Source organism: Bradyrhizobium sp. 172, assembly GCF_023101065.1.
Taxonomy (GTDB): Bacteria; Pseudomonadota; Alphaproteobacteria; order Rhizobiales; family Xanthobacteraceae; genus Bradyrhizobium; species Bradyrhizobium canariense_D.
Map to the genome: position 1 here is coordinate 3,304,648 of NZ_CP064701.1, position 23,609 is coordinate 3,328,256.

Here is a 23,609-nt window from a genome sequence, read left to right on the forward strand (position 1 = left end):
GTGCGGATTGTTCCGCGGAAGGCGGCCTCGTCGGGCGGGTAGCTCGAAAGAATTTGCGGACCCGGTGACGGGCCGCGGCAGAACACAAAGGGTAATGCCAGGATGCCGACGATCAACCAGCTGATCGCTCAACCGCGGGAAGTGCAGAAGTCGCGCAAGAAGGTGCCGGCGCTGCAGCAGTCGCCGCAGAAGCGCGGTGTTTGCACACGCGTTTACACCACGACCCCGAAGAAGCCGAACTCGGCGCTTCGTAAGGTTGCCAAGGTGCGCCTGACCAACGGCTTCGAGGTGATCGGCTACATCCCCGGTGAGGGCCATAACCTCCAGGAGCACTCGGTGGTCATGATCCGCGGCGGTCGCGTCAAGGACTTGCCCGGCGTGCGCTACCACATCCTCCGCGGCGTTCTGGATACCCAGGGCGTCAAGAACCGTAAGCAGCGCCGTTCGAAGTACGGCGCCAAGCGTCCGAAGTAAGCGGGAACCAGGTCCATGTCTCGTCGCCATTCTGCCGAAAAGCGCGAAGTCCTTCCCGATCCGAAGTTCGGGAATATCATCGTCACGAAGTTCATGAATTCGGTAATGTACGCCGGAAAGAAGTCGGTCGCCGAAGGCATCGTCTACGGCGCGTTCGGCCTCATTGAAAGCAAGACAAAGCAGAACCCGCTCGGCGTGTTCGAGCAGGCGCTCGAGAACGTCATGCCGACGATTGAAGTGCGCTCCCGCCGCGTCGGTGGCGCGACCTATCAGGTTCCGGTCGAAGTTCGCTCGGTGCGCCGTCAGGCGCTGGGCATTCGCTGGCTGATCTCGGCTGCGCGCGATCGCAACGAGAAGACGATGACCGAGCGGCTCTCTGCGGAGCTCCTGGATGCGTCGAACAACCGGGGTAACGCCGTCAAGAAGCGCGAAGACGTGCACCGGATGGCGGAAGCCAACCGCGCCTTCTCGCACTATCGCTGGTAACGGCGACACACGGAATCTAAGGAACACTCCATGCCCCGCGTTCATGCCATAGAGAATTACCGCAACTTCGGTATCATGGCGCATATCGATGCCGGCAAGACCACGACCACCGAGCGCATTCTCTATTACACCGGCAAGAGCCACAAAATCGGCGAAGTGCACGAAGGTGCCGCGACGATGGACTGGATGGAGCAGGAGCAGGAGCGCGGCATTACGATTACGTCGGCCGCGACCACCGCGTTCTGGGAAGGCAAGCGTCTCAACATCATCGACACTCCCGGCCACGTCGACTTCACCATCGAAGTCGAGCGCAGCCTGCGCGTGCTCGACGGCGCCGTGTGCGTGCTCGACTCGAACCAGGGCGTCGAGCCCCAGACCGAGACGGTCTGGCGCCAGGGCGACAAGTACAAAGTTCCGCGCATCGTCTTCGCCAACAAGATGGATAAGACCGGCGCTGACTTCTACAAGTGCATGCAGGACATCGTCGACCGCCTCGGCGCAAAGCCGATCGCGATCCAGCTTCCGATCGGCTCCGAGAACAACTTCAAGGGCCTGGTCGACCTCGTTCGCATGAAGGGCGTGGTCTGGGAAGAAGAGAAGCTCGACGCCAAGTTCGTGGACATCGATATTCCCGAGGACATGGTCGAGAAGGCCAAGGAATATCGCGAGAAGTTGTTGGAAGCCGCCGTCGAGCTCGACGACGAAGTTCTCGCCGCTTACCTCGACGGCAAGGAGCCCGATGAGCCGACGTTGAAGCGCTTGATCCGCAAGGCCGTGCTGACTGGCGCGTTCTTCCCGGTATTGTGCGGCTCGGCGTTCAAGAACAAGGGCGTGCAGCCTCTGCTCGACGCAGTCGTGGATTATCTGCCGTCGCCGGTTGACGTGCCCGCCATCAAGGGCGTCGATGAAGACGGCAACGAGGTCGTTCGCCTGCCGGACGATAAGGAGCCGCTGGCTCTGTTGGCCTTCAAGATCATGGACGACCCGTTCGTCGGCACCATCACCTTCTGCCGCATCTATTCCGGCACGCTGCTGTCGGGCACCGGCGTCATCAATTCGACGCGCGACCGCAAGGAGCGCATCGGCCGCATGTTGCTGATGCATGCGAACAACCGCGAAGACATCAAGGAAGCCTATGCCGGCGACATCGTCGCACTGGCTGGCCTGAAGGAAGCGCGCACCGGTGACACGCTGTGCGATCCCGACAAGGCGGTGATCCTCGAAAAGATGGAATTCCCCGAGCCCGTCATCGAGATCGCGATCGAGCCTAAGTCCAAGGCCGACCAGGAAAAGCTGGGCGTGGCGCTGGCGAAGCTCGCCGCGGAGGATCCGTCCTTCCGCGTGTCGACCGATCAGGAGTCCGGCCAGACCATCCTCAAGGGCATGGGCGAGCTCCATCTCGACATCAAGGTCGACATTCTCCGCCGCACCTACAAGGTCGATGCCAACATCGGCGCGCCGCAGGTGGCGTTCCGTGAGCGCGTCACCAAGAGGTCCGAAGTCAAGTACACCCACAAGAAGCAGACCGGCGGTACCGGACAGTTCGCGGAAGTGTCGATCATCGTGGAGCCGAACGAGCCCGGCAAGGGCTACGAGTTCGAGTCCAAGGTCGTCGGCGGTGCGGTGCCGAAGGAATACATCCCCGGCGTCGAGAAGGGCATCAACAGCGTGCTGAGTTCCGGCGTGGTCGCGGGCTTCCCCGTGGTCGACGTCAAGGTTCAGCTCGTCGACGGCAAGTATCACGACGTCGATTCGTCGGCGCTCGCCTTCGAAATCGCATCGCGTGCTGCATTCCGCGAAGCCTTGCAGAAGGGCAAGTCCGTCCTGCTCGAGCCGATCATGAAGGTCGAAGTGGTGACCCCGGAAGATTACACCGGCTCCGTCATCGGCGACCTGAATTCGCGGCGCGGTCAGATCCAGGGTCAGGACATGCGCGGCAACGCCAACGTCATCAACGCGATGGTGCCGCTCATGAACATGTTCGGTTACGTGAATAACCTGCGCTCGATGAGCCAGGGTCGCGCAACCTTCACCATGCAGTTCGACCACTACGCAGAAGCGCCGGCCAACGTGTCGGCAGAAGTCCAGAAGAAGTTTGCCTGATTGTCGTCGGTCTCGAACTGACGATTGAACGGAGAGTCAAATGGCCAAAGCAAAGTTTGAACGTAACAAGCCGCACTGCAACATCGGCACCATCGGTCACGTCGACCATGGCAAGACGTCGCTGACCGCGGCGATCACCAAGGTCCTCGCCGAAGCCGGCGGCGCGACGTTCACCGCGTACGACCAGATCGACAAGGCGCCGGAAGAGAAGGCGCGCGGCATCACGATCTCGACGGCGCACGTCGAATACGAGACCAAGAACCGCCACTACGCGCACGTCGACTGCCCCGGCCACGCCGACTACGTGAAGAACATGATCACCGGCGCCGCCCAGATGGACGGTGCGATCCTGGTCGTGTCGGCCGCCGACGGTCCGATGCCGCAGACCCGCGAGCACATCCTGCTCGCCCGCCAGGTCGGCGTTCCCGCGCTCGTCGTGTTCCTCAACAAGTGCGACATGGTCGACGATCCGGAACTGCTCGAGCTCGTCGAGCTCGAGGTCCGCGAGCTGCTCTCGAAGTACGAATTCCCGGGCGACACCATCCCGATCATCAAGGGCTCGGCGCTTGCCGCCCTCGAAGATTCCGATAAGACGCTCGGCCATGACGCCATCCTCGAGCTGATGAAGCAGGTCGACGCTTACATTCCGCAGCCGGAGCGTCCGGTCGATCTGCCGTTCCTGATGCCGGTTGAAGACGTGTTCTCGATCTCGGGCCGCGGCACCGTCGTGACCGGCCGTGTCGAGCGCGGTATCGTCAAGGTCGGCGAGGAAATCGAGATCGTCGGTCTGCGCGCCACGCAGAAGACCACGGTCACCGGTGTCGAAATGTTCCGCAAGCTGCTGGATCAAGGCCAGGCCGGCGACAACATCGGTGCGCTGCTTCGCGGTACCAAGCGCGAGGACGTCGAGCGCGGCCAGGTGCTGTGCAAGCCGGGTTCGGTCAAGCCGCACACCAAGTTCAAGGCTGAGGCCTACATCCTCACCAAGGAAGAGGGCGGCCGCCACACTCCCTTCTTCACCAACTACCGTCCGCAGTTCTACTTCCGCACCACCGACGTGACCGGTGTCGTGCATCTGCCGGAAGGCACCGAGATGGTGATGCCGGGCGACAACATCGCGATGGAAGTGCACCTGATCGTGCCGATCGCGATGGAAGAGAAGCTCCGCTTCGCGATCCGCGAAGGTGGCCGCACCGTCGGCGCCGGCGTCGTCGCCTCGATCATCGAGTAATTACGAGAATAGGGATCGGCGAATAGCGAATGTGACATTCGCTATTCGCTATTCGCCACCCCATTGAAGAAAGACCACGGCAATGAACGGCCAAAACATTCGCATCCGTCTCAAGGCGTTCGACCATCGTATCCTCGATACGTCGACCCGCGAGATCGTGAACACGGCGAAGCGCACCGGCGCGCAGGTCCGCGGACCCATTCCGCTGCCCACCCGCATCGAGAAGTTCACCGTCAACCGTTCGCCGCACGTCGACAAGAAGAGCCGCGAGCAGTTCGAGATGCGCACTCACAAGCGCCTGCTCGACATCGTCGATCCGACCCCGCAGACCGTCGATGCTTTGATGAAGCTCGACTTGGCCGCCGGTGTCGACGTCGAGATCAAGCTCTAAGATTTTTGGATCACGTTCGCCACTAGCGGACAGAAAGAACAGGAAGCACGCCGATGCGCTCCGGAGTGATCGCACAAAAGGTCGGGATGACGCGGGTCTTTACAGAGGCCGGCGAACATATCCCCGTGACCGTGCTGAAGCTCGGCAATTGCCAGGTCGTAGGCCACCGCACCGAAGAGAAAAACGGTTATGTCGCGCTCCAGCTTGGTTCTGGCAGCCGCAAGACCGTGTACATGCCCAAGGCGGAGCGCGGCCAGTTCGCGGTCGCGAAGGTCGAGCCGAAGCGGCAGGTCGAGGAATTCCGCGTCTCCGCGGATCAGATGATCCCCGTCGGTGCCGAGATCCTGGCCGACCACTTTGTCGTCGGTCAGTTCGTCGACGTCACCGGTACTTCGGTCGGTAAGGGTTTTGCCGGCGGTATGAAGCGCTGGAACTTCGGCGGTCTGCGCGCCACTCACGGCGTCTCGGTCTCGCACCGTTCGATCGGTTCGACCGGTGGCCGTCAGGACCCGGGCAAGACCTGGAAGAACAAGAAGATGCCCGGTCACATGGGCGTCGACCGCATCACCACGCTCAACCTTCGGGTCGTCCAGCTCGATGTCGAACGCGGTCTGATCCTCGTCGAAGGCGCCGTTCCCGGCTCCAAGGGCGGCTGGATCCGCGTGCGCGACGCCGTCAAGAAGCCGCTGCCTAAGGAAGCTCCGAAGCCCGGCAAGTTCAAGGTTGCTGGCGAAGCGGACGCTGCTCCGGCTGCGCAGGAGGCGTGAGATGGAATTGAAGGTCACGACCCTCGAAGGTAAGGAAGCCGGCTCGGTCCAGCTTTCCGACACCATTTTCGGCCTCGAGCCGCGCCAGGACATCATTGCACGTTGCGTGCAGTGGCAGCTCAACAAGCGCCAGGCCGGTACGCACAAGGCCAAGGGCCGCGCCGAGATCTGGCGCACCGGCAAGAAGATGTACAAGCAGAAGGGTACCGGTGGTGCTCGTCACGGCTCGGCCCGGGTGCCGCAGTTCCGCGGAGGTGGCCGTGCCTTCGGTCCGGTGGTGCGTTCGCACGCCACCGACCTGCCGAAGAAGGTCCGTGCGCTCGCCCTCAAGCATGCGCTCTCGGCCAAGGCCAAGGACGGCGATCTCATCGTGATCGACAAGGCCGCGCTGGAAGCTGCCAAGACCAAGGCGCTGCTCGGTCATTTCTCCGGTCTGGGTTTGACCAACGCGCTGATCGTCGACGGCGCCGAGCTCAACAACGGCTTCGCCGCTGCGGCCCGCAACATCCCGAACATGGACGTGCTGCCGATCCAGGGCATCAACGTCTATGACATCCTGCGCCGTCGGAAGCTTGTTCTGACCAAGGCCGCCATCGATGCGCTGGAGGCGCGCTTCAAATGACGAAGAACATCGAGCCTCGCCACTACGACGTGATCCTGTCGCCGGTCGTGACCGAAAAGGCCACGATCGCCTCGGAGCACAACAAGGTGCTGTTCAAGGTGGCCGCGAAGGCGACCAAGCCGCAGATCAAGGAAGCGATCGAGAAGCTGTTCGACGTCAAGGTCAAGAGTGTCAACACGCTGGTCCGCAAGGGCAAGACCAAGATCTTCCGTGGCAATCTCGGCTCGCAGTCGAACTCCAAGCGCGCGATCGTGACTCTCGAAGAGGGTCACCGGATCGACGTGACCACCGGTCTGTAAGGTCGTACGACGATGGCACTGAAGACATTCAATCCCACGACGCCGGGCCAGCGCCAGCTGGTCATGGTCGATCGTTCGGCCCTCTACAAGGGCAAGCCGGTCAAGGCGCTCACCGAAGGCAAGCACTCCTCCGGCGGCCGTAACAACACCGGTCGCATCACCGTGCGCTTCCGCGGCGGTGGTCATAAGCGAACGTTGCGTACCGTCGATTTCAAGCGCGACAAGGTCGATGCGCCCGCGACGGTCGAGCGGCTGGAGTACGATCCGAACCGCACCGCATTCATCGCGTTGGTCAAGTACGAAGACGGCACCCAGGCCTATATCCTGGCGCCGCAGCGTTTGGCCGTCGGTGATTCCGTCGTCGCCGGCAACTATGTCGACGTGAAGCCGGGCAATGTCATGCCGCTCGGCAACATGCCGGTCGGCACGATCATCCACAACATCGAGGTCAAGATCGGGAAGGGCGGCCAGCTCGCCCGTTCCGCGGGCACCTATGCCCAGCTCGTCGGTCGCGACCAGGACTACGTGATCATCCGCCTGAACTCGGGCGAACAGCGCCTGGTGCACGGCCGTTGCCGCGGCACGATCGGCGCGGTGTCGAACCCGGATCACATGAACACGTCGATCGGCAAGGCCGGCCGCAACCGTTGGCTGGGCCGCAAGCCGCACAACCGCGGCGTTTCGATGAACCCGATCGACCATCCGCACGGCGGTGGTGAAGGTCGTACCTCGGGCGGCCGCCACCCGGTTACTCCGTGGGGCAAGCCGACCAAGGGCAAGAAGACCCGCTCCAACAAGTCGACCAACAAATTCATTCTCCTAAGCCGCCACAAGCGGAAGAAGTAAGGAACGCCGGACATGGTTCGTTCAGTCTGGAAAGGCCCGTTCGTCGAGGGTTCTCTGCTCAAGAAGGCAGATGCCGCGCGCTCGTCCGGCCGTCACGACGTCATCAAGATCTGGAGCCGTCGCTCGACGATCCTGCCGCAATTCGTCGGCCTGACCTTCGGCGTCTACAACGGTCAGAAGCACGTGCCGGTGGCCGTCAACGAGGAAATGGTCGGTCACAAGTTCGGCGAGTTCTCGCCGACCCGCACCTTCCATGGCCACTCCGGGGACAAGAAAGCCAAGAAGGCTTGAGGATTAAACGATGAGCAAACCTAAGCGCGAACGGAGCCTCGCCGAGAACGAGGCCAAGGCGGTCGCCCGGATGCTGCGGGTGAGCCCGCAGAAGCTCAACCTGGTCGCCCAGCTCATTCGCGGCCGGAAGGCGGCTGCTGCGCTCGCCGACCTGCAGTTTTCGCGCAAGCGGATCGCGGTTGACGTGAAGAAGTGCCTGGAATCGGCTATTGCCAACGCCGAGAACAACCACGACCTCGACGTCGACGATCTCGTCGTGGCGCAGGCCTTCGTCGGCAACGGCCTCGTGATGAAGCGCTTTGCCGCCCGCGGCCGTGGCCGTTCGGGCCGTGTCTACAAACCATTTTCACAGCTGACGATCATCGTTCGTCAGGTCGAAGCCGCAGCAGCGGCTTAAGGGACGCAGGAGAACACGATGGGTCAAAAGATCAATCCGATCGGTCTGCGTCTCGGCATCAACCGGACCTGGGATTCCCGCTGGTACGCCGGCAAGCAGGAATACGGCAAGCTGCTGCACGAGGACGTCAAGATTCGTGAGATCCTGCACAAGGAGCTCAAGCAGGCAGCCGTTGCCCGCATCGTGATCGAGCGTCCGCACAAGAAGTGCCGCGTCACCATCCACTCGGCTCGTCCGGGCGTGGTGATCGGCAAGAAGGGCGCCGACATCGACAAGCTGCGCAAGAAGGTCGCGGACATCACGGCGTCCGACGTGGTCATCAACATCGTCGAAATCCGCAAGCCGGAGCTCGATGCGACGCTGGTGGCCGAGTCGATCGCGCAGCAGCTGGAGCGCCGCGTGGCGTTCCGCCGCGCCATGAAGCGCGCCGTGCAGTCAGCGATGCGTCTCGGTGCGGAAGGCATCCGCATCAACTGCTCGGGACGTCTGGGCGGCGCGGAAATCGCGCGCATGGAGTGGTACCGCGAAGGTCGCGTGCCGCTGCACACGCTGCGCGCAGACATCGACTACGGGGTTGCGACCGCGTTCACGACCTTCGGCACCTGCGGTGTCAAGGTCTGGATCTTCAAGGGCGAGATCCTCGAGCACGATCCGATGGCCCAGGACAAGAGAATGGCCGAAGGTGAGACTGGTGGCGGCGGCGATCGCGGCGGCCGGCAGCGCCGGGACAACGCTGCAGCCTGACGCCAGCACAGAGAATTTGAGGGCTTGAAGCCATGATGCAACCTAAGAAAACGAAGTTCCGGAAGGCGCATAAGGGCCGTATCCACGGCGTTGCGTCTTCGGGCGCGACGTTGGCGTTCGGCCAGTTCGGTCTGAAGGCGACCGAGCCTGAGCGCGTCACCGCGCGCCAGATCGAAGCCGCTCGCCGCGCGCTGACCCGCCACATGAAGCGCGCCGGCCGCGTCTGGATCCGCATATTCCCCGACGTTCCCGTGTCGAAGAAGCCTGCCGAAGTCCGCATGGGTTCCGGCAAGGGCGCGCCGGAATTGTGGGTCGCGCGCGTCAAGCCGGGCCGGGTGCTGTTCGAGATCGACGGCGTCAACACCCAGACGGCGCGTGAAGCGCTGACCCTGGCGGCAGCCAAGCTGCCGATCAAGACGCGCTTCGTCGAGCGCATTGCGGAGTAATGGCCATGGCCCAGATGAAAATCGAAGACATCCGCGCGTTGAGCCCCGATCAGCAGGACGACGCCATCCTGAACCTGAAGAAGGAGCGCTTCAACCTGCGCTTCCAGCGCGCGACCGGGCAGCTCGAGAACACCTCGCGCCTGCGCGAAGCCCGCCGTGACATCGCCCGGATCAAGACCGTCGCCGCGCAGACGCGCGCGAAGAAGAAGTAAGAGGCTTACGAAGATGCCGAAACGTACTTTGCAGGGCGTGGTCGTCAGCGACAAGCAAGCCAAGACCATCGTGGTGCGCGTCGATCGCCGCTTTACGCACCCGATCTACAAGAAGACGATCCGCCGTTCGAAGAACTACCACGCGCACGACGAGAGCAACGAGTTCAAGCCGGGCGACATGGTGTGGATCGAGGAATCGAAGCCGATTTCGAAGTTGAAGCGCTGGGTCGTGATCCGGGGCGAACACAAGAAAAGCGCCTGATCTGTTGGCTTTAGCCGACTGACTTCAGGTTAATGTTGAGCGCCGGCTGGGCTGGCGCAAAGAGAAGAGGACGAGGTGCATCAATGATTCAGATGCAGACCAACCTCGACGTGGCCGATAATTCTGGCGCACGCCGTGTCATGTGTATCAAGGTGCTCGGGGGCTCCAAGCGCCGCTACGCCACGATCGGCGACATCATCGTTGTCTCGATCAAGGAAGCTATTCCGCGCGGCAAGGTGAAGAAGGGCGACGTGATGAAGGCCGTCGTGGTGCGCGTCCGCAAGGACATTCGCCGCGCCGACGGTTCGGTCATCCGCTTCGACCGCAACGCCGCCGTTCTGATCAACAATCAGTCCGAGCCGGTCGGTACCCGTATCTTCGGGCCCGTGCCGCGCGAGCTGCGCGCCAAGAACCACATGAAGATCATCTCGCTCGCGCCGGAGGTGCTGTGATGGCTGCGAAGATCCGCAAGGGCGACAAGGTCGTCGTGCTGACCGGCCGCGACAAAGGCCGCACCGGCGAGGTGTTCGAAGTGCGTCCCGACGCCGGTACGGCGCTGGTGCGCGGCATCAACATGGTCAAGCGTCACCAGAAGCAGACGCAGGCCCAGGAGGGCGGCATCATCTCGAAAGAGTCGCCGATCCAACTGTCCAACATCGCGTATGTCGGCAAGGACGGGAAGCCGACCCGCGTCGGATTCAAGATTCTGGCGGACGGCAAGAAGGTCCGCATCGCCAAGAGCTCGGGAGCTGAGATCGATGGCTGAGGCCGCTTACACACCGCGCCTGCGCGCGGAATACGACGCGAAGATCCGGACGGAAATGACCGAGAAGTTCGGTTATGAGAACGTCATGCAGGTTCCGCGCCTGGACAAGGTCGTGCTGAACATGGGCGTTGGCGATTCCGTCAACGACCGCAAGAAGGCCGAGAACGCCGCTGCGGAATTGACCCAGATCGCCGGCCAGAAGGCGATCGTGACCTATTCGCGGATCGCGATCGCGACCTTCAAGTTGCGTGAGAACCAGCCGATCGGCTGCAAGGTCACGCTGCGCAAGGCCCGTATGTACGAGTTCATCGATCGTCTGGTGACGGTCGCGCTGCCCCGCGTCCGCGACTTCCGCGGCTTGAACCCGAAGAGCTTCGATGGCCGCGGCAACTACTCGCTCGGCCTCAAGGAACACATCATTTTCCCCGAGATCGACTTCGACAAGGTCACGGAATCCCGCGGTATGGACATCACCGTCTGCACCACGGCCAAGACCGACGACGAGGCGAGGGCCTTGTTGACCGCATTCAATTTCCCGTTCCGGCAGTGAGACGCTGACCTAAAGCCTCTCAAACGCGGATACCCAGGAGCCAAGCATGGCAAAGAAGAGTTCAATCGAGAAGAACAACCGGCGCAAGCGGATGACGAAGAACGCCGCCCCGAAGCGCGAGCGGTTGAAGGCGATCATCGCCGACAAGACGTTGCCGATGGAGGAGCGGTTCGCTGCGACCCTGAAGCTGGCGGAAATGCCGCGCAACTCGTCGGCGACCCGCATCCGTCTGCGTTGCGAGCTGTCGGGCCGTTCGCGCTCGAACTATCGCTTGACCAAACTGTCCCGCATCGCAATGCGGGACCTTGGCTCCAAGGGCATGGTCCCGGGCCTCGTGAAGTCCAGCTGGTAAGGAGGGTCGTTTAGATGTCTACGCACGATCCAATCAGCGATCTGATCACCCGCATCCGTAACGCGCAGATGCGCTCCAAGAACAAGGTCTCCACGCCTGGCTCGAAGATGCGCGAGAACGTGCTCGAGGTGCTGAAGAGCGAAGGCTACATCCGCGGTTACGCGACGCTCGAGCATTCCTCGGGCCGCAGCGAGATCGAGATCGAGCTGAAGTATTTCGACGGCGAGCCCGTTATCCGTGAGATCGAGCGTGTCTCCAAGCCCGGACGTCGCGTGTACGCCTCGGTGAAGAACCTGCCGCGGGTCAATAACGGACTCGGCATTTCGGTGTTGTCGACGCCGAAGGGAATCATGGCTGACCACAGTGCGCGTGAAGCGAACGTGGGCGGCGAAGTTCTCTTCACGGTGTTCTGAGAAGGATTTTTGATCCATGTCACGTGTTGGCAAAAGACCGGTAGCGGTGCCGTCGGGTGTGACCGCGACCGTCGACGGGCAGACCGTCAAGATGAAGGGGCCGAAGGGCCAGCTTCAGTTCGTCGTCCATAACGACGTCGAGGTGAAGCTCGACAACGGCCAGGTCAAGGTGAACCCGCGGGTCGAGACCAACCGCGCGCGGGCCCTGTACGGGACCGCTCGCGCCCAGGTCGCGAATCTGGTCGAGGGTGTCACCAAGGGTTTCGAGAAGAAGCTCGAAATCACCGGCGTCGGTTACCGCGCCGCGCTGCAGGGCAAGAACCTGCAGCTCGCGCTCGGCTACAGCCACGATGTGGTCTACGCGATCCCGGAGGGGATCACGATCACCGTGCCGAAGCCGACCGAGATCACGGTGACCGGCAGCGACATTCAGCGCGTCGGCCAGGTCGCCGCCGAGATTCGCTCCTATCGTCCGCCGGAGCCCTACAAGGGCAAGGGCGTGAAGTATGTTGGCGAATTCATCTTCCGCAAGGAAGGCAAGAAGAAGTAACGGAGCCGGTCATGTCGAAAGCCAAGGTTACGAATGCCCGGCGCAAGCGCAGTGTACGACTGAAGCTGCGCCGCTCGGGTGGCGGCCGTCCGCGCCTGTCGGTGTTCCGCTCGTCCAAGCACATCTACGCCCAGGTCATCGACGACCTGAAGGGCGAGACGCTGGCCTCTGCCTCGTCGCTCGAGAAGTCGATGCGCGATGGCGGCAAGACCGGCGCCGACATCGATGCGGCGAAGGCGGTCGGCAAGCTGCTGGCCGAGCGCGCCGCCGAGAAGGGTGTCAAGGAAGTCGTGTTCGATCGCGGCAGCTATCTCTATCACGGGCGCGTCAAGGCTCTTGCCGACGCGGCGCGTGAAAGCGGGCTGAGCTTCTAACAGAATTTGAGGATTGAGGCGTAAGCCTCTGAAGGACTGGAAAAACCATGGCAGAACGCGAACAACGTGGTGGACGCGATCAACGCGGCGGCGGACGTGAACGCAGGGAAGAGCGCGACAGCGAGTTCGTTGACAAGCTCGTCCACATCAATCGCGTCGCCAAGGTCGTCAAGGGCGGCAAGCGCTTCGGTTTCGCAGCGCTGGTCGTGATCGGCGACCAGAAGGGCCGCGCCGGCTTCGGTCACGGCAAGGCGCGCGAAGTGCCCGAGGCGATCCGCAAGGCAACCGAATCCGCCAAGCGCAACCTGACCCGCGTGTCGTTGCGCGAGGGCCGCACGCTGCATCACGACATCGCCGGCCGTCATGGCGCGGGCCGTGTTTACCTGCGCGCAGCTCCGGCCGGTACCGGCATCATCGCCGGCGGTCCGATGCGCGCCGTGTTCGAGACGCTCGGCGTCCAGGACGTGGTTGCGAAGTCGATCGGCTCGTCGAACCCGTACAACATGGTTCGCGCGACCTTCGATGCGCTGAAGCATCAGGATTCGCCGCGCTCGGTCGCTGCCCGCCGCAACATCAAGGTGTCCACCCTCCAGTCCCGCCGTATCGGTGGTGACGCCGAGGCGGTTGCCGAATAACGGAAGCTTTTCGGAGTAGACGCCTATGGCCAAGAGTGCCGTTACGACCGCAAAGACGATCAAGCTCGAGCAGACCGGCAGCGCGATCCGCCGCCATCACTCGCAGCGTTCGACGCTGATCGGGCTCAAGCTCAACAAGATCGGCCGCATCAGCGAACTGCCGGACACCCCGGCGGTCCGCGGCATGATCTTGAAAGTTCACCATCTCGTTCGCATTGTCGACGAGAAGTAAGCAAAGGCGCACGATCCCGAAGCGGGACCCGTTTTCGGTGAAGGTCATGCGCAAGAAACAAGGAGCAGGGCGATGAAGCTCAGCGATATCGCCGACAATGCCGGCTCGCGCAAGAAGCGTATGCGCGTCGGCCGCGGCATTGGTTCGGGCAAGGGCAAGCAGGCCGGCCGCGGTGGCAAGGGCCAGACCGCGCGTTCGGGCGTGCGCATCAAGGGTTTCGAAGGCGGCCAGATGCCCTTGCATCGCCGTCTGCCCAAGCGCGGCTTCAACAACATCTTCCGCGTGGAGTTCGCCGAGATCAATCTCGACCGGCTCCAGGATGCGGTCGATGCCAAGAAGATCGACGCCGGCAGCGTCGTGAACGTCGAATCCCTGGTCAAGGCCGGCGTGCTGCGCCGCGCCAAGGGTGGCCTGCGGCTGCTCGGCCGCGGCGAGTTCAAGGCCAAGCTCAACATCGAAGTGCACGGCGCCTCGAAGACCGCGATCGCGGCAGTCGAGAAGGCCGGCGGCTCGGTGAAGATCCTCGCGCCTGCCAAGGAAGAAGGCGAGGCGGCGTAACAACTGCGTCATCGGCCCGCGGCTCGCGGGCCTTTACGCACGCGGGACGATGGACTTATCGAAGCCGTAGCCCCAGATAATGTCCGGTGTCCGGTATAATGTAGCCCGGCCGCGGGCATAACGGCGCAATAAGCGGCGGGAGAAAGTCCAAGATGGCCTCTGCAGCGGAACAACTGGCAGCCAATCTCAATTTCGGTGCGTTTGCCAAGGCCGACGAACTGAAGAAGCGCATCTGGTTCACCCTGGGCGCGCTGCTCGTTTATCGGCTCGGGACCTACATCCCGTTGCCCGGCATCGATCCCAACATCTGGGAGCAGGTGTTCCGCTCCCAGGCGGGCGGCATCCTCGGCATGTTCAATATGTTCGCTGGCGGCGGCATTCACCGCATGGCGATCTTTGCGCTGAACATCATGCCGTACATCTCCGCCTCCATCATCATCCAGCTCCTGACCACCGTCTCGCCGCAGCTCGAGGCGCTGAAGAAGGAAGGCGAGTCCGGCCGCAAGCTGCTGAACCAGTACACCCGTTATCTCACGGTGATCCTGGCCGCGTTCCAGTCCTACGGCATTGCGGTGGGCCTCGAAGGCGCTGGCAACGTCGTCAGCGACCCCGGCATGTTCTTCCGCCTGTCGACGGCGATCACGCTGACCGGCGGCACCATGTTCCTGATGTGGCTGGGCGAGCAGATCACGTCGCGCGGCATCGGCAACGGCATTTCCCTGATCATTCTCTCCGGCATCGTCGCCGAGCTGCCCGCGGCGCTCGCCAACATGCTCGAGCTCGGCCGTCAGGGTGCGATGTCGACCGGCCTGATTCTGGTCGTCATCATCATGGCGGTGGCCGTGATCGCCTTCATCGTGTTCGTGGAGCGCGCCCAGCGCCGGCTCTTGATCCAGTATCCGAAGCGCCAGGTCGGCAACAAGATGTTCGAGGGGCAGTCCTCGCATCTGCCGCTCAAGCTCAACACCTCGGGCGTGATCCCGCCGATCTTCGCGTCCTCGCTGCTGCTGCTGCCGACCACGGTCGCGAACTTCAACGCGGGCAGTGGGCCGGAATGGTTCCAGTGGATCAACACCCAGCTCGGCCACGGCCGTCCGCTGTTCCTGATCATGTATCTGGCGCTGATCGTGTTCTTCGCCTTCTTCTACACCGCGATCGTGTTCAATCCGACCGAGACCGCGGACAATCTGAAGAAGCACGGCGGCTTCATTCCGGGTATCCGCCCGGGCGAGCGTACCGCGGAATATATCGACTACGTGCTGTCGCGGATCACCGTGCTCGGCGCGGTGTATCTGGCGATCGTCTGCTTGATTCCGGAAATCCTGATCTCCTACGCGTCGGTGCCGTTCTACTTTGGCGGCACTTCGCTGTTGATCGTCGTCAGCGTCACCATGGACACGGTGGCGCAGGTGCAGGGCTATCTCCTGGCGCATCAGTACGAAGGCCTGATCCGGAAGTCGAAGCTGCGCGGCCGCCGCCGTTAAGCGCGGCGTCCCTCGGGCGGCGCGATTGCGCCGCCGATTCGCCGCGCGTGCAATGCGCGCGGACGGCGAGCCGGCCATTCGGTCGCCTCGGCAGAGTCGCTCTTCCTGTCGTGCAAGCATTGATCTCAAAGGCTTCTTGGCGTCTGGCCATTTGCTCCCCTATGATATGGGTAGCGGTGCGGCGCTGATTATGATTTGCACTGTAACTGGACTTCAAAACACGGGCGCGCGACGTATCGCGCACCAATCGGGGGGCGTACGCCGATGAGAATTATACTTCTGGGGCCACCGGGATCGGGCAAGGGCACCCAGGCGCAGCTGCTGGTGCAGCGCTATGGCATCGTCCAGCTCTCGACCGGCGAGATGTTGCGTGCAGCGGTGGCGGCCGGAACGCCGGTCGGGCTCAAGGCTAAGGAGATCATGGCCAGCGGCGGTCTCGTGCCAGACGATGTCGTGGTGGGGATCATCTCCGATCGGATCGATCAGCCGGATGCCAAAAACGGTTTCATCCTTGACGGTTTCCCGCGGACCGTGCCGCAGGCCGAGGCGCTGGATGAGCTGCTCAAGCACAAGCACCTCAAGCTCGATGCCGTGATCGAGCTCCGCGTCAACGAAAGCGCGCTCCTGAATCGCGTCGAGACTCGCGTCGCCCAGATGCGCGAGCGCGGGGAAGAGGTCCGGCTTGATGACACCCCGGAGGTGCTGACCAAGCGACTCGCCAGCTACCGCAGCCAGACGGAACCGCTGATTCACTACTATTCCGAGCGGCGCAAGCTCTCGACCATCGACGGCATGATGGCCATCGATGAGGTCACCCGCGCCATCCATCGCCAGCTCCTGGCGCTCGGGGCGGTCGAGCCCAAGACGCATGGCAAGGCACATGGCAAGACGCGCGCCCGGAGTGCGACAAAGGCGGCCCCGGCCAGAAAGGCCAAGGCGGCGAAGAAATCGGCCAAAAAGTCTGCGAAAGCGGCCAAAAAGGCTGCCAAATCCGAGAAGGCGGCCAAGAAGGCTACGAAGGCGGGCAAGAGAATCGTCAAGAAAGCCGCCAAGAAGGCAGGAAAGAAGATGGCAGCCAAGAAGACCGCCAGGAAGGCTGTCAAGAAAGGTGCCAAAAAGGCCGCAAAAAAGGTCACGAAAAGGCGAGCTAAGCGCTAGCAGCGGTTGACGAAAGCCCCCTGAATCCCCTAATAAGCCCGCATCCAAGTCGGATAGTTTCAAACGATGCCGGGCCCCAGGAAGACCAGGGGTGGGCGTCGTGTTCGCGTTTGTGAACACCTGCCCGAGAAACCAAGCACTTAAAGCCCGATTCCTGACGAGGGATTGGCGACAGGAGAGAAGGCCGTGGCCCGTATTGCCGGCGTGAACATCCCGACCAACAAGCGCGTGCTGATCGCGCTCCAGTACATCCATGGCATCGGTCAGAAGATCGCCGGTGAGATTCTGGAGAAGGTGAAGATCCCGGTGGATCGTCGCGTCAATCAGCTCAGCGACGCCGAAGTGCTCCAGATCCGCGAAGTGATCGACCGCGACTATATGGTCGAGGGCGATTTGCGTCGTGAGGTCGGCATCAACATCAAGCGTCTGATGGACCTCGGCTGCTATCGCGGCCTGCGCCATCGTCGCGGTCTGCCGGTGCGTGGCCAGCGTACCCACACCAACGCGCGTACGCGCAAGGGTCCGGCCAAGGCCATTGCCGGCAAGAAGAAGTAAGTTTTCGCATCCAATCACGGCGTGTGGCGACCCGGGGATGACCCGTTCGCCACGCGCCTTTCGTTCCACAGGTGTAGCCGCTGGCATTACGGCGGCGTTGAGATCTTCAGGAAAGGTAGTCTATGGGCAAGGAAGCCACCCGCGTTCGTCGTCGTGAGCGCAAGAACATCGCCTCCGGCGTCGCGCACGTGAACTCGTCGTTCAACAACACGACCATCACCATCACCGACGCGCAGGGCAACACGATTGCCTGGTCCTCCGCCGGCACGATGGGCTTCAAGGGCTCGCGCAAGTCGACCCCGTATGCCGCACAGGTTGCCGCCGAGGACGTGTCGAAGAAGGCGCAGGAGCACGGCATGCGCACGCTGGAAGTCGAAGTCGCCGGTCCCGGTTCGGGCCGCGAATCGGCGCTCCGGGCGCTGCAGGCCGCGGGCTTCACCGTCACCTCGATCCGCGACGTGACCACGATCCCGCACAACGGTTGCCGTCCCCGTAAGCGTCGGCGCGTTTGATACCAGATTGCGGGCGCATTGGCGCCCGCGATGATTTTTTGCAAAGCCGTGGAAATGATCTGCGGCCTTTCTCCAACGCCAGTGCCTGCAACAGCAGTCTGACTGGCCTGTATGGGTGAAACAGTGACGATCCAGAAAAATTGGCAAGAACTGATTCGGCCGAACAAGCTGCAGGTACAGCCCGGCAGCGATCCGACCCGTTTCGCGACCATCGTCGCCGAACCGCTCGAGCGCGGCTTCGGCCAGACGCTCGGCAACGCGCTACGCCGCATCCTGCTGTCCTCGCTCCAGGGCGCGGCAGTGCAGTCGGTGCACATCGACGGCGTGCTGCACGAGTTCTCCTCGATCGCGGGCGTCCGTGAGGACGTCACCGACATCGTGCTCAACATCAAGGACATCTCGATCAAGATGCAGGGCGAAGGCCCCAAGCGCATGGTCGTCAAGAAGTCCGGACCGGGCGTCGTCACCGCCGGCGACATCCAGACCGTGGGCGACGTCGTCGTGCTCAATCCCGACCTGCAGATCTGCACGCTCGATGAGGGCGCCGAGATCCGTATGGAGTTCACGGTCGCAACCGGCAAGGGCTACGTTCCCGCCGAGCGCAACCGCCCCGAGGACGCACCGATCGGCCTGATCCCGGTCGACAGCCTGTACTCGCCGGTCCGCAAGGTCTCCTACAAGGTCGAGAACACCCGCGAGGGCCAGATCCTCGACTACGACAAGCTGACCATGACGATCGAGACCAACGGCGCACTGACGCCGGATGATTCCGTGGCCTACGCGGCGCGCATCCTGCAGGATCAGCTCAACGTGTTCGTCAACTTCGAAGAGCCGCGCAAGGAAGTCGCCCAGGAGATCATCCCGGACCTCGCCTTCAACCCGGCCTTCCTCAAGAAGGTGGACGAGCTCGAGCTGTCGGTGCGCTCGGCCAATTGCTTGAAGAACGACAACATCGTCTACATCGGCGACCTCGTGCAGAAGAGCGAAGCGGAAATGCTCCGCACTCCGAACTTCGGCCGCAAGTCTCTGAACGAGATCAAGGAAGTGCTGGCCCAGATGGGTCTGCACCTCGGCATGGAAGTGCCGGGCTGGCCGCCGGAGAACATCGACGAGCTCGCCAAGCGCTTCGAGGATCACTACTGATCCGAACGACGACAGGCTGAACGACAACAGGCTGAGGCGCGAATTCATCGCGCCTTAGCGGGCGAACGCAGGCAGCCCACCTGAGCAACTGGTCCGACGAACCGTCGCGACGAATGAAATTCAAGGAATAGATAAATGCGTCACGGCAAGGTTCATCGCAAGCTCAACCGCACCGCTGAGCATCGCCGCGCGATGTTCGCCAACATGTGCGCCGCGCTGATCAAGCACGAGCAGATCGTCACCACGCTGCCGAAGGCGAAGGAATTGCGTCCGATCGTCGAGAAGCTGATTACCCTCGGCAAGAAGGGCGGGCTGGCCATGCGCCGTCAGGCCATCTCGGAGATGCGTGACAAGGATCAGGTCAGGAAGCTGTTCGACACGCTCGCGCCCCGCTACAAGGATCGCCAGGGTGGCTACACCCGCATCATCAAGGCCGGCTTCCGCTACGGCGACAACGCCCCGATGGCCGTGATCGAGTTTGTCGATCGTGATGTCGATGCCAAGGGCCTGGATTCCGGTCCGGTGCGGGAAAAGGAAGCCGAGGCGGCATAAGCCGACCGGCAGAGAGTTTTCAGAAAGCGGCGCCTTCGGGCGCCGCTTTTTTATTGGCCGTCCTGTTGGTTACGTCCCGCTCCTCACGCGTCGGTGAGTGCCGATTGCTATCGTGCCGGCAGCGCCCAATATCTCCGCAAGCATCAACGGAGATCACGCATGAACATCGACCTATCCGGAAAGACCGCCCTCGTCACCGGCTCGACTGCCGGCATCGGCCACGCCATCGCCAAGGGCCTTGCCGGCTCGGGTGCGAGCGTCGTGATCAACGGACGCGGCCAGGACAAGGTCGATGCGGCCGTGCGCAAGCTGGAAGGGGCGGGCGGAAAGGTCCGCGGCATCGCCGCCGACGTCTCGACCGCGGCGGGCTGCAAGGCGCTGGCCGCGGCGCTGACGTCGACATCCTCATCAACAATGCCGGCATCTTCGAGCCGAGGGACTTTTTCGACATTCCGGACGAGGACTGGAGCCGCTTTTTCGAGGTCAACGTGATGAGCGGCGTGCGTCTCTCGCGTGCGTATATGAAAGGCATGCTCAAGCGCAACTGGGGCCGAATCGTCTTCATCTCCTCGGAGTCCGGGCTCAACATTCCCGTCGAGATGATCCACTACGGCATGAGCAAGACGGCGCAGCTCTCGGTCGCGCGGGGCCTGGCGCAGCTCACACGGGGCACCGGCGTCACCGTCAATTCCGTGCTGCCGGGCCCGACAATGTCGGAGGGCGTCGAGACGTTCGTGAAGGATCTTGCCAAGCAGAACGGCCAGTCGGTCGATGAGGCCGCGGCCAATTTCGTCAAACAACATCGCCCAAGCTCGCTGCTCCAGCGCTTCGCCAGCGTCGATGAGATCGCCAACATGGTGGTGTATGCGGCTTCGAAGGAAGCCTCGGCGACCAACGGCGCGGCGTTGCGTGCGGAGGGCGGCATCATCAATACGATTGCCTGAGGCCTGCGGATGCCGGCCTATGTGATCTCCGAGGTCGAGGTACGCGACAGAGCCGCGATGGAAGCCTATCGCGAGCTGGCCGCAGCAACCATCGCGCAATATGGCGGCCGCTATCTCGTGCGCGGCGGCGCCGCCGAATTGGTGGAGGGCGGCCCGCCGCCCAAGACCATCATCATCGTGGAGTTCCCATCGATGGCGCGGGCGCAGGAATGGTATGCCTCGGCCGAGTACGCCGAGGCGCTGAAGCTGCGGCACACGGCGCTGGAGCGTCGGCTGCTGTTTGTCGAGGGCGTGGCACCGTAGACAAGCCCGGGCATGACGGAGTGAGTGGCCGCTACCACCCCTCCAGCACGATCTTGCCGCGCGACTTGCCACTCTCGAGCAGTGCATGCGCGCGCTTGAGGTTGGCCGCGTTGATGGTGCCGAAGGTCTGGTCGAGCGTCGTGCGCAAGACGCCCTTGTCGATGAGGTCGGCGACGTCGTTGAGCAGATGATGCTGCGCGATCATGTCGGCGGTTTGAAAGGAGGAGCGCGTGAACATCGATTCCCAATGCACCGAGATGGCCTTGCCCTTGAACGCGCTCACAGTGAATTCCGGGGGATCGTCGATCAGGCCGAATCTGCCCTGCGGCGCCATGAACTCGGCGATGCTCTTGTAGTGCTGGTCGGTGAATGTGAGGCTCGCCACCAGCGCGACGGGCGGCAGCTTGAGCTTCTCGACCTGCTCTTTCATCGGTTGGCCGTGGTCGATCACCGCATGCGCGCCGAGACCGAGGCACCATTTTTGCGACTCCGGCCGCGTCGCGGTCGCGAGCACCGTCAGCCCGGTGAGGCGGCGGGCGAGCTGGATCAGGATCGAGCCAACGCCGCCAGCGCCGCCCGTGATCAAGAGCGTGCGCGGATCGACACTCTTGCCGGGCACCGCACCGAGCCGATCGAACAGCAATTCCCAGGCGGTGATGGAGGTGAGCGGGAGGGCGGCGGCCTGCACGAACGACAGGCTCTTCGGCTTGTTGCCAACGATGCGCTCGTCGACGAGGTGGAATTCAGAATTGGTACCCTGGCGCAGGATCGAGCCGGCGTAAAATACCTCGTCGCCTGGCTTGAACAGCGTGACGTCGGGACCGACGGCGTCGACAACGCCGGCCGCGTCATAGCCCAGAATCTTGGTCTCGCCCTCGGGCGGGGCTGCGCGCTTGCGCACCTTGTAATCGACCGGATTGGCCGAGATCGCCTTCACAGCCACGCGGATATCACGGCCCTTGGGTTCGGGCTTGGCGGTCTCGAAATCGAACAGCGCGTCCTGATCCTCGATCGGAAGCGACTTCCTGTAGCCGACGGCCTTCATGGCTTGTCTCCTTCAGATAGTGTTGCAGATGCCGGGTCCCGGGTTCGCGTTTTCGCGCGCCCCCGGGATGACAAGCGAGACCTAGAACGCGAACTGCGTCCGCATCGCGACCGCATCGAACTTCGAACCGACATCAGCGGTCGAGATCGGCGTGGCCTGCCTCGATACCGTGCCATGCAGATAGTCCAGCATGAAACGGACGTTGCCGTTGACATACCAGTTCAGCGCTGCCGTGTAGACGGTCTGCCGGCCGCCTGCGATGCCGGTTGCGGTCCCGAGTTGATCGTTGAGGTCGATCGTGGAGAAGCGTCCCGCGACCTCCCACGCGCCCCAGCCGCCGCCCTCGAGGGAGAACGGGTGTGCCGGCTTGACGCCGCCATAGGCCGCATTGGCCGCATTATAGCTGCGACCCTCGCCCGTCAGCACGTAGCCGGCTTGCGCATAGCCGCCCTGGAATTTGAGGCTTGGCGCACCCAGCGGCGGCAGGCCGGTATTGGCGCTGCGATCGATGTTGTACCAGAAATACTCGCCTTGCAGGATCAGCGGTCCATAGGTGGCGGCCGCTTCGACGCTGTAGACCTGCGCGCCGGAGGCATTGGCGATTGCGCCGGTCGTAGCCAGCGCCGTGGGATCGATGCGCAGTTCCGGACGATCGTTCAGCGTCACCGTCTGTGCACCCGTCACCAGATTGCGCGTCGGCTGGATCAGCCATTCGGCATTGCCGCCGAGATGGACCGAGTAGTCTTTGCCGCTGACGACTTGGCCGGCGACACGCGCGACCGCGCCGTATTGTTCCGTGCTGCCGTTCGGCGCAACGCTCGACGCTGAGTGGATCGCACTGGTGGCGGGACCGGTGACATAGGCGCCAGCCCAGAACACGTCGTTGTACCAGCGCGTGCCGACCGCCGAACGGAAGTCGCCCGCAGCGATGCTCGTGGCGACGATCCCCGCCGAGGCGCGTTCCATGAACATGATGTCGTTGGAGCTCGTGGCCTCATCGAGGGTGTAGGGCAGGTCCATGATGCCGCCTTCGATGGCCATCTTGCCGCCGAACGGTTTCAGGCCGGTATAGCTGAGATAGGCGTTCTCGATGCCGGAGACGCCGCCGCCGGGCAGCGAACCCGGAGCTGCGCCGCCAAAACCGTCGGAGGAGCCGCCGAAGTCGTAGACCAGCGCGAAATTCCAGTCGTGGAAGAACTTGCCGGCGACACCGATGCGGGCGCGGCGGACGTTCTCGCCGCTTTCGAGCTTTTGCGGCACGGTCGCCGCCGTGTTGGGCCGATAGTCGTAGCCGCCGACATCCCAATGCACACGGCTTGTGATCCCGACGCAGTTAGCCCCATCGGCAGTGCAGATGGTCGGTCGGTTGTTCGGCATTGTCACGACGACGCCGGATGCGGGCGCCGGTCCCTTGAGCGGGATCGCCGCGTTGGCGTTGGCGACGGCGGCCTTCGCTTCGGAACGCGCTTCAGCTTTCGCCTCCGCCTTCGCCTCAAGCCTGGCCTTCGCTGTGGCCGCGGTATTCGCGGCGGTCTGGCTCTGGAGCTTGTCGAGCTTCTGCTCCAGCATCTTCAGCTGCTGCTTCAGGAGCGCGATCTCCTGGTCGCTGCTGCTCGCCGATTGGGCCTGGGCCTGCGAGGCTGCCAGTGCGGCGGCGAGACCCATCGCCGTGGCTGCAATTCTTGTCCTGCTCACGTCATGACTCCATCGTTTGACGAACTTCCCCAAGTCGCTGGCGGAGAGCCTAGGTTTGATCGATGACTACCCCGCGACGCTGCGGCCGGTTGCGCGGTTCCCACTGGTGTAAATTCGCCGCAACCGAATCCGCCTTGCACCACCATGCAAGATGACGCACATCATGCCAATCCACAGCCCCGGCAAATTGCTATTTCGCACGCACAGCTTGCAGGCC

34 protein-coding genes and 1 pseudogene are annotated in these 23,609 nt (G+C 62.9%); 33 read left to right on the forward strand and 2 right to left on the reverse strand.

What is annotated here, in order from left to right:
- The first annotated feature begins 102 nt into the window (after nt 1-102).
- The 33 genes and pseudogenes from rpsL (at nt 103) to IVB07_RS15940 (ending at nt 20,652) form a co-directional block, all read left to right on the forward strand.
- A complete protein-coding gene (gene rpsL / locus IVB07_RS15780; protein WP_007603006.1) occupies nt 103-474 on the forward strand; it encodes a 30S ribosomal protein S12 in 372 nt (123 codons plus the stop codon).
- A 15-nt stretch (nt 475-489) separates the two neighbouring features.
- Entirely contained in the window at nt 490-960 is a 471-nt protein-coding gene (gene rpsG, locus IVB07_RS15785; protein WP_007603009.1) for a 30S ribosomal protein S7, read from the forward strand.
- Nucleotides 961-990: 30 nt separating this feature from the next.
- Nucleotides 991-3,063: an elongation factor G gene (gene fusA / locus IVB07_RS15790; protein ID WP_026233180.1), complete on the forward strand. Its 2,073-nt coding sequence runs from the start codon at nt 991-993 to the stop codon at nt 3,061-3,063.
- A 40-nt stretch (nt 3,064-3,103) separates the two neighbouring features.
- The gene (gene tuf, locus IVB07_RS15795) at nt 3,104-4,294 is read left to right on the forward strand and encodes an elongation factor Tu (protein WP_018456453.1); all 1,191 of its coding nucleotides are present in this window, start codon (nt 3,104-3,106) and stop codon (nt 4,292-4,294) included.
- A gap of 82 nt (nt 4,295-4,376) precedes the next feature.
- The gene (gene rpsJ / locus IVB07_RS15800; protein ID WP_002712302.1) at nt 4,377-4,685 is read left to right on the forward strand and encodes a 30S ribosomal protein S10; all 309 of its coding nucleotides are present in this window, start codon (nt 4,377-4,379) and stop codon (nt 4,683-4,685) included.
- Between the two features lie 53 nt (nt 4,686-4,738).
- Nucleotides 4,739-5,452, forward strand: coding sequence for a 50S ribosomal protein L3 (gene rplC / locus IVB07_RS15805; RefSeq protein WP_007603016.1), 714 nt, complete (start codon nt 4,739-4,741; stop codon nt 5,450-5,452).
- 1 nt (nt 5,453) lies between these two features.
- Nucleotides 5,454-6,074 (forward strand): 50S ribosomal protein L4, encoded by a 621-nt coding sequence (rplD, locus tag IVB07_RS15810; RefSeq protein ID WP_247336076.1) that lies wholly within the window; start codon nt 5,454-5,456, stop codon nt 6,072-6,074.
- Complete coding sequence (locus IVB07_RS15815) at nt 6,071-6,373, forward strand: 50S ribosomal protein L23 (RefSeq protein WP_007603019.1); 303 nt, start codon at nt 6,071-6,073, stop codon at nt 6,371-6,373. The genes rplD and IVB07_RS15815 overlap by 4 nt, the downstream gene beginning before the upstream one ends.
- 12 nt (nt 6,374-6,385) lie before the next feature.
- Nucleotides 6,386-7,219: a 50S ribosomal protein L2 gene (rplB, locus tag IVB07_RS15820; protein ID WP_007611609.1), complete on the forward strand. Its 834-nt coding sequence runs from the start codon at nt 6,386-6,388 to the stop codon at nt 7,217-7,219.
- Between the two features lie 12 nt (nt 7,220-7,231).
- Nucleotides 7,232-7,510 (forward strand): 30S ribosomal protein S19, encoded by a 279-nt coding sequence (rpsS, locus tag IVB07_RS15825; protein ID WP_007603021.1) that lies wholly within the window; start codon nt 7,232-7,234, stop codon nt 7,508-7,510.
- A 10-nt stretch (nt 7,511-7,520) separates the two neighbouring features.
- Nucleotides 7,521-7,907 (forward strand): 50S ribosomal protein L22, encoded by a 387-nt coding sequence (gene rplV / locus IVB07_RS15830; protein WP_007603022.1) that lies wholly within the window; start codon nt 7,521-7,523, stop codon nt 7,905-7,907.
- Between the two features lie 18 nt (nt 7,908-7,925).
- Nucleotides 7,926-8,651 (forward strand): 30S ribosomal protein S3, encoded by a 726-nt coding sequence (gene rpsC / locus IVB07_RS15835; RefSeq protein WP_007603023.1) that lies wholly within the window; start codon nt 7,926-7,928, stop codon nt 8,649-8,651.
- Between the two features lie 32 nt (nt 8,652-8,683).
- Entirely contained in the window at nt 8,684-9,097 is a 414-nt protein-coding gene (gene rplP, locus IVB07_RS15840) for a 50S ribosomal protein L16 (RefSeq protein ID WP_007603024.1), read from the forward strand.
- A 5-nt stretch (nt 9,098-9,102) separates the two neighbouring features.
- Nucleotides 9,103-9,309, forward strand: coding sequence for a 50S ribosomal protein L29 (rpmC, locus tag IVB07_RS15845; RefSeq protein ID WP_007603026.1), 207 nt, complete (start codon nt 9,103-9,105; stop codon nt 9,307-9,309).
- A 13-nt stretch (nt 9,310-9,322) separates the two neighbouring features.
- A complete protein-coding gene (gene rpsQ, locus IVB07_RS15850; RefSeq protein ID WP_007603028.1) occupies nt 9,323-9,571 on the forward strand; it encodes a 30S ribosomal protein S17 in 249 nt (82 codons plus the stop codon).
- Nucleotides 9,572-9,654: 83 nt separating this feature from the next.
- Complete coding sequence (rplN, locus tag IVB07_RS15855) at nt 9,655-10,023, forward strand: 50S ribosomal protein L14 (RefSeq protein ID WP_007603030.1); 369 nt, start codon at nt 9,655-9,657, stop codon at nt 10,021-10,023.
- A complete protein-coding gene (rplX, locus tag IVB07_RS15860) occupies nt 10,023-10,337 on the forward strand; it encodes a 50S ribosomal protein L24 (RefSeq protein ID WP_007603031.1) in 315 nt (104 codons plus the stop codon). Before rplN ends, rplX begins: the two co-directional genes overlap by 1 nt.
- On the forward strand, nt 10,330-10,887 hold the full coding sequence (rplE, locus tag IVB07_RS15865; RefSeq protein ID WP_007603032.1) for a 50S ribosomal protein L5: 558 nt from the start codon (nt 10,330-10,332) through the stop codon (nt 10,885-10,887). The genes rplX and rplE overlap by 8 nt, the downstream gene beginning before the upstream one ends.
- Nucleotides 10,888-10,933: 46 nt before the next feature.
- A complete protein-coding gene (rpsN, locus tag IVB07_RS15870) occupies nt 10,934-11,239 on the forward strand; it encodes a 30S ribosomal protein S14 (RefSeq protein WP_007611604.1) in 306 nt (101 codons plus the stop codon).
- 14 nt (nt 11,240-11,253) lie between these two features.
- Nucleotides 11,254-11,652 (forward strand): 30S ribosomal protein S8, encoded by a 399-nt coding sequence (gene rpsH, locus IVB07_RS15875; protein ID WP_007603034.1) that lies wholly within the window; start codon nt 11,254-11,256, stop codon nt 11,650-11,652.
- 16 nt (nt 11,653-11,668) lie between these two features.
- Nucleotides 11,669-12,202, forward strand: coding sequence for a 50S ribosomal protein L6 (rplF, locus tag IVB07_RS15880; RefSeq protein WP_007603035.1), 534 nt, complete (start codon nt 11,669-11,671; stop codon nt 12,200-12,202).
- A gap of 11 nt (nt 12,203-12,213) precedes the next feature.
- The gene (gene rplR / locus IVB07_RS15885; protein WP_007603036.1) at nt 12,214-12,576 is read left to right on the forward strand and encodes a 50S ribosomal protein L18; all 363 of its coding nucleotides are present in this window, start codon (nt 12,214-12,216) and stop codon (nt 12,574-12,576) included.
- 47 nt (nt 12,577-12,623) lie between these two features.
- Nucleotides 12,624-13,211: a 30S ribosomal protein S5 gene (gene rpsE / locus IVB07_RS15890; protein WP_007603037.1), complete on the forward strand. Its 588-nt coding sequence runs from the start codon at nt 12,624-12,626 to the stop codon at nt 13,209-13,211.
- A 25-nt stretch (nt 13,212-13,236) separates the two neighbouring features.
- Nucleotides 13,237-13,443, forward strand: a complete 207-nt coding sequence (gene rpmD, locus IVB07_RS15895; RefSeq protein ID WP_018456457.1) for a 50S ribosomal protein L30 — start codon at nt 13,237-13,239, stop codon at nt 13,441-13,443.
- Between the two features lie 72 nt (nt 13,444-13,515).
- Nucleotides 13,516-14,001: a 50S ribosomal protein L15 gene (rplO, locus tag IVB07_RS15900; RefSeq protein ID WP_027518586.1), complete on the forward strand. Its 486-nt coding sequence runs from the start codon at nt 13,516-13,518 to the stop codon at nt 13,999-14,001.
- A gap of 152 nt (nt 14,002-14,153) precedes the next feature.
- Nucleotides 14,154-15,485: a preprotein translocase subunit SecY gene (gene secY / locus IVB07_RS15905; protein ID WP_007611601.1), complete on the forward strand. Its 1,332-nt coding sequence runs from the start codon at nt 14,154-14,156 to the stop codon at nt 15,483-15,485.
- A 264-nt stretch (nt 15,486-15,749) separates the two neighbouring features.
- Nucleotides 15,750-16,643 (forward strand): adenylate kinase, encoded by an 894-nt coding sequence (locus IVB07_RS15910; protein ID WP_204511513.1) that lies wholly within the window; start codon nt 15,750-15,752, stop codon nt 16,641-16,643.
- A 186-nt stretch (nt 16,644-16,829) separates the two neighbouring features.
- The gene (rpsM, locus tag IVB07_RS15915) at nt 16,830-17,198 is read left to right on the forward strand and encodes a 30S ribosomal protein S13 (protein ID WP_018456460.1); all 369 of its coding nucleotides are present in this window, start codon (nt 16,830-16,832) and stop codon (nt 17,196-17,198) included.
- 122 nt (nt 17,199-17,320) lie between these two features.
- Nucleotides 17,321-17,710 (forward strand): 30S ribosomal protein S11, encoded by a 390-nt coding sequence (rpsK, locus tag IVB07_RS15920; protein WP_007603045.1) that lies wholly within the window; start codon nt 17,321-17,323, stop codon nt 17,708-17,710.
- 111 nt (nt 17,711-17,821) lie between these two features.
- Nucleotides 17,822-18,853, forward strand: coding sequence for a DNA-directed RNA polymerase subunit alpha (locus IVB07_RS15925; RefSeq protein WP_007603046.1), 1,032 nt, complete (start codon nt 17,822-17,824; stop codon nt 18,851-18,853).
- A 135-nt stretch (nt 18,854-18,988) separates the two neighbouring features.
- On the forward strand, nt 18,989-19,405 hold the full coding sequence (gene rplQ, locus IVB07_RS15930; protein ID WP_247362361.1) for a 50S ribosomal protein L17: 417 nt from the start codon (nt 18,989-18,991) through the stop codon (nt 19,403-19,405).
- A gap of 159 nt (nt 19,406-19,564) precedes the next feature.
- Nucleotides 19,565-20,349, forward strand: a pseudogene (locus IVB07_RS15935) (SDR family oxidoreductase).
- A 9-nt stretch (nt 20,350-20,358) separates the two neighbouring features.
- On the forward strand, nt 20,359-20,652 hold the full coding sequence (locus tag IVB07_RS15940) for a DUF1330 domain-containing protein (protein WP_204511511.1): 294 nt from the start codon (nt 20,359-20,361) through the stop codon (nt 20,650-20,652).
- Between the two features lie 31 nt (nt 20,653-20,683).
- On the opposite strand, the gene IVB07_RS15945 is transcribed toward IVB07_RS15940, so the two are convergent.
- Both IVB07_RS15945 and IVB07_RS15950 read right to left on the reverse strand, forming a co-directional pair.
- Nucleotides 20,684-21,697, reverse strand: coding sequence for a zinc-binding alcohol dehydrogenase family protein (locus IVB07_RS15945; RefSeq protein ID WP_247377504.1), 1,014 nt, complete (start codon nt 21,695-21,697; stop codon nt 20,684-20,686).
- Between the two features lie 81 nt (nt 21,698-21,778).
- Complete coding sequence (locus IVB07_RS15950; RefSeq protein WP_247767739.1) at nt 21,779-23,392, reverse strand: OprO/OprP family phosphate-selective porin; 1,614 nt, start codon at nt 23,390-23,392, stop codon at nt 21,779-21,781.
- Nucleotides 23,393-23,609: the final 217 nt, after the last annotated feature.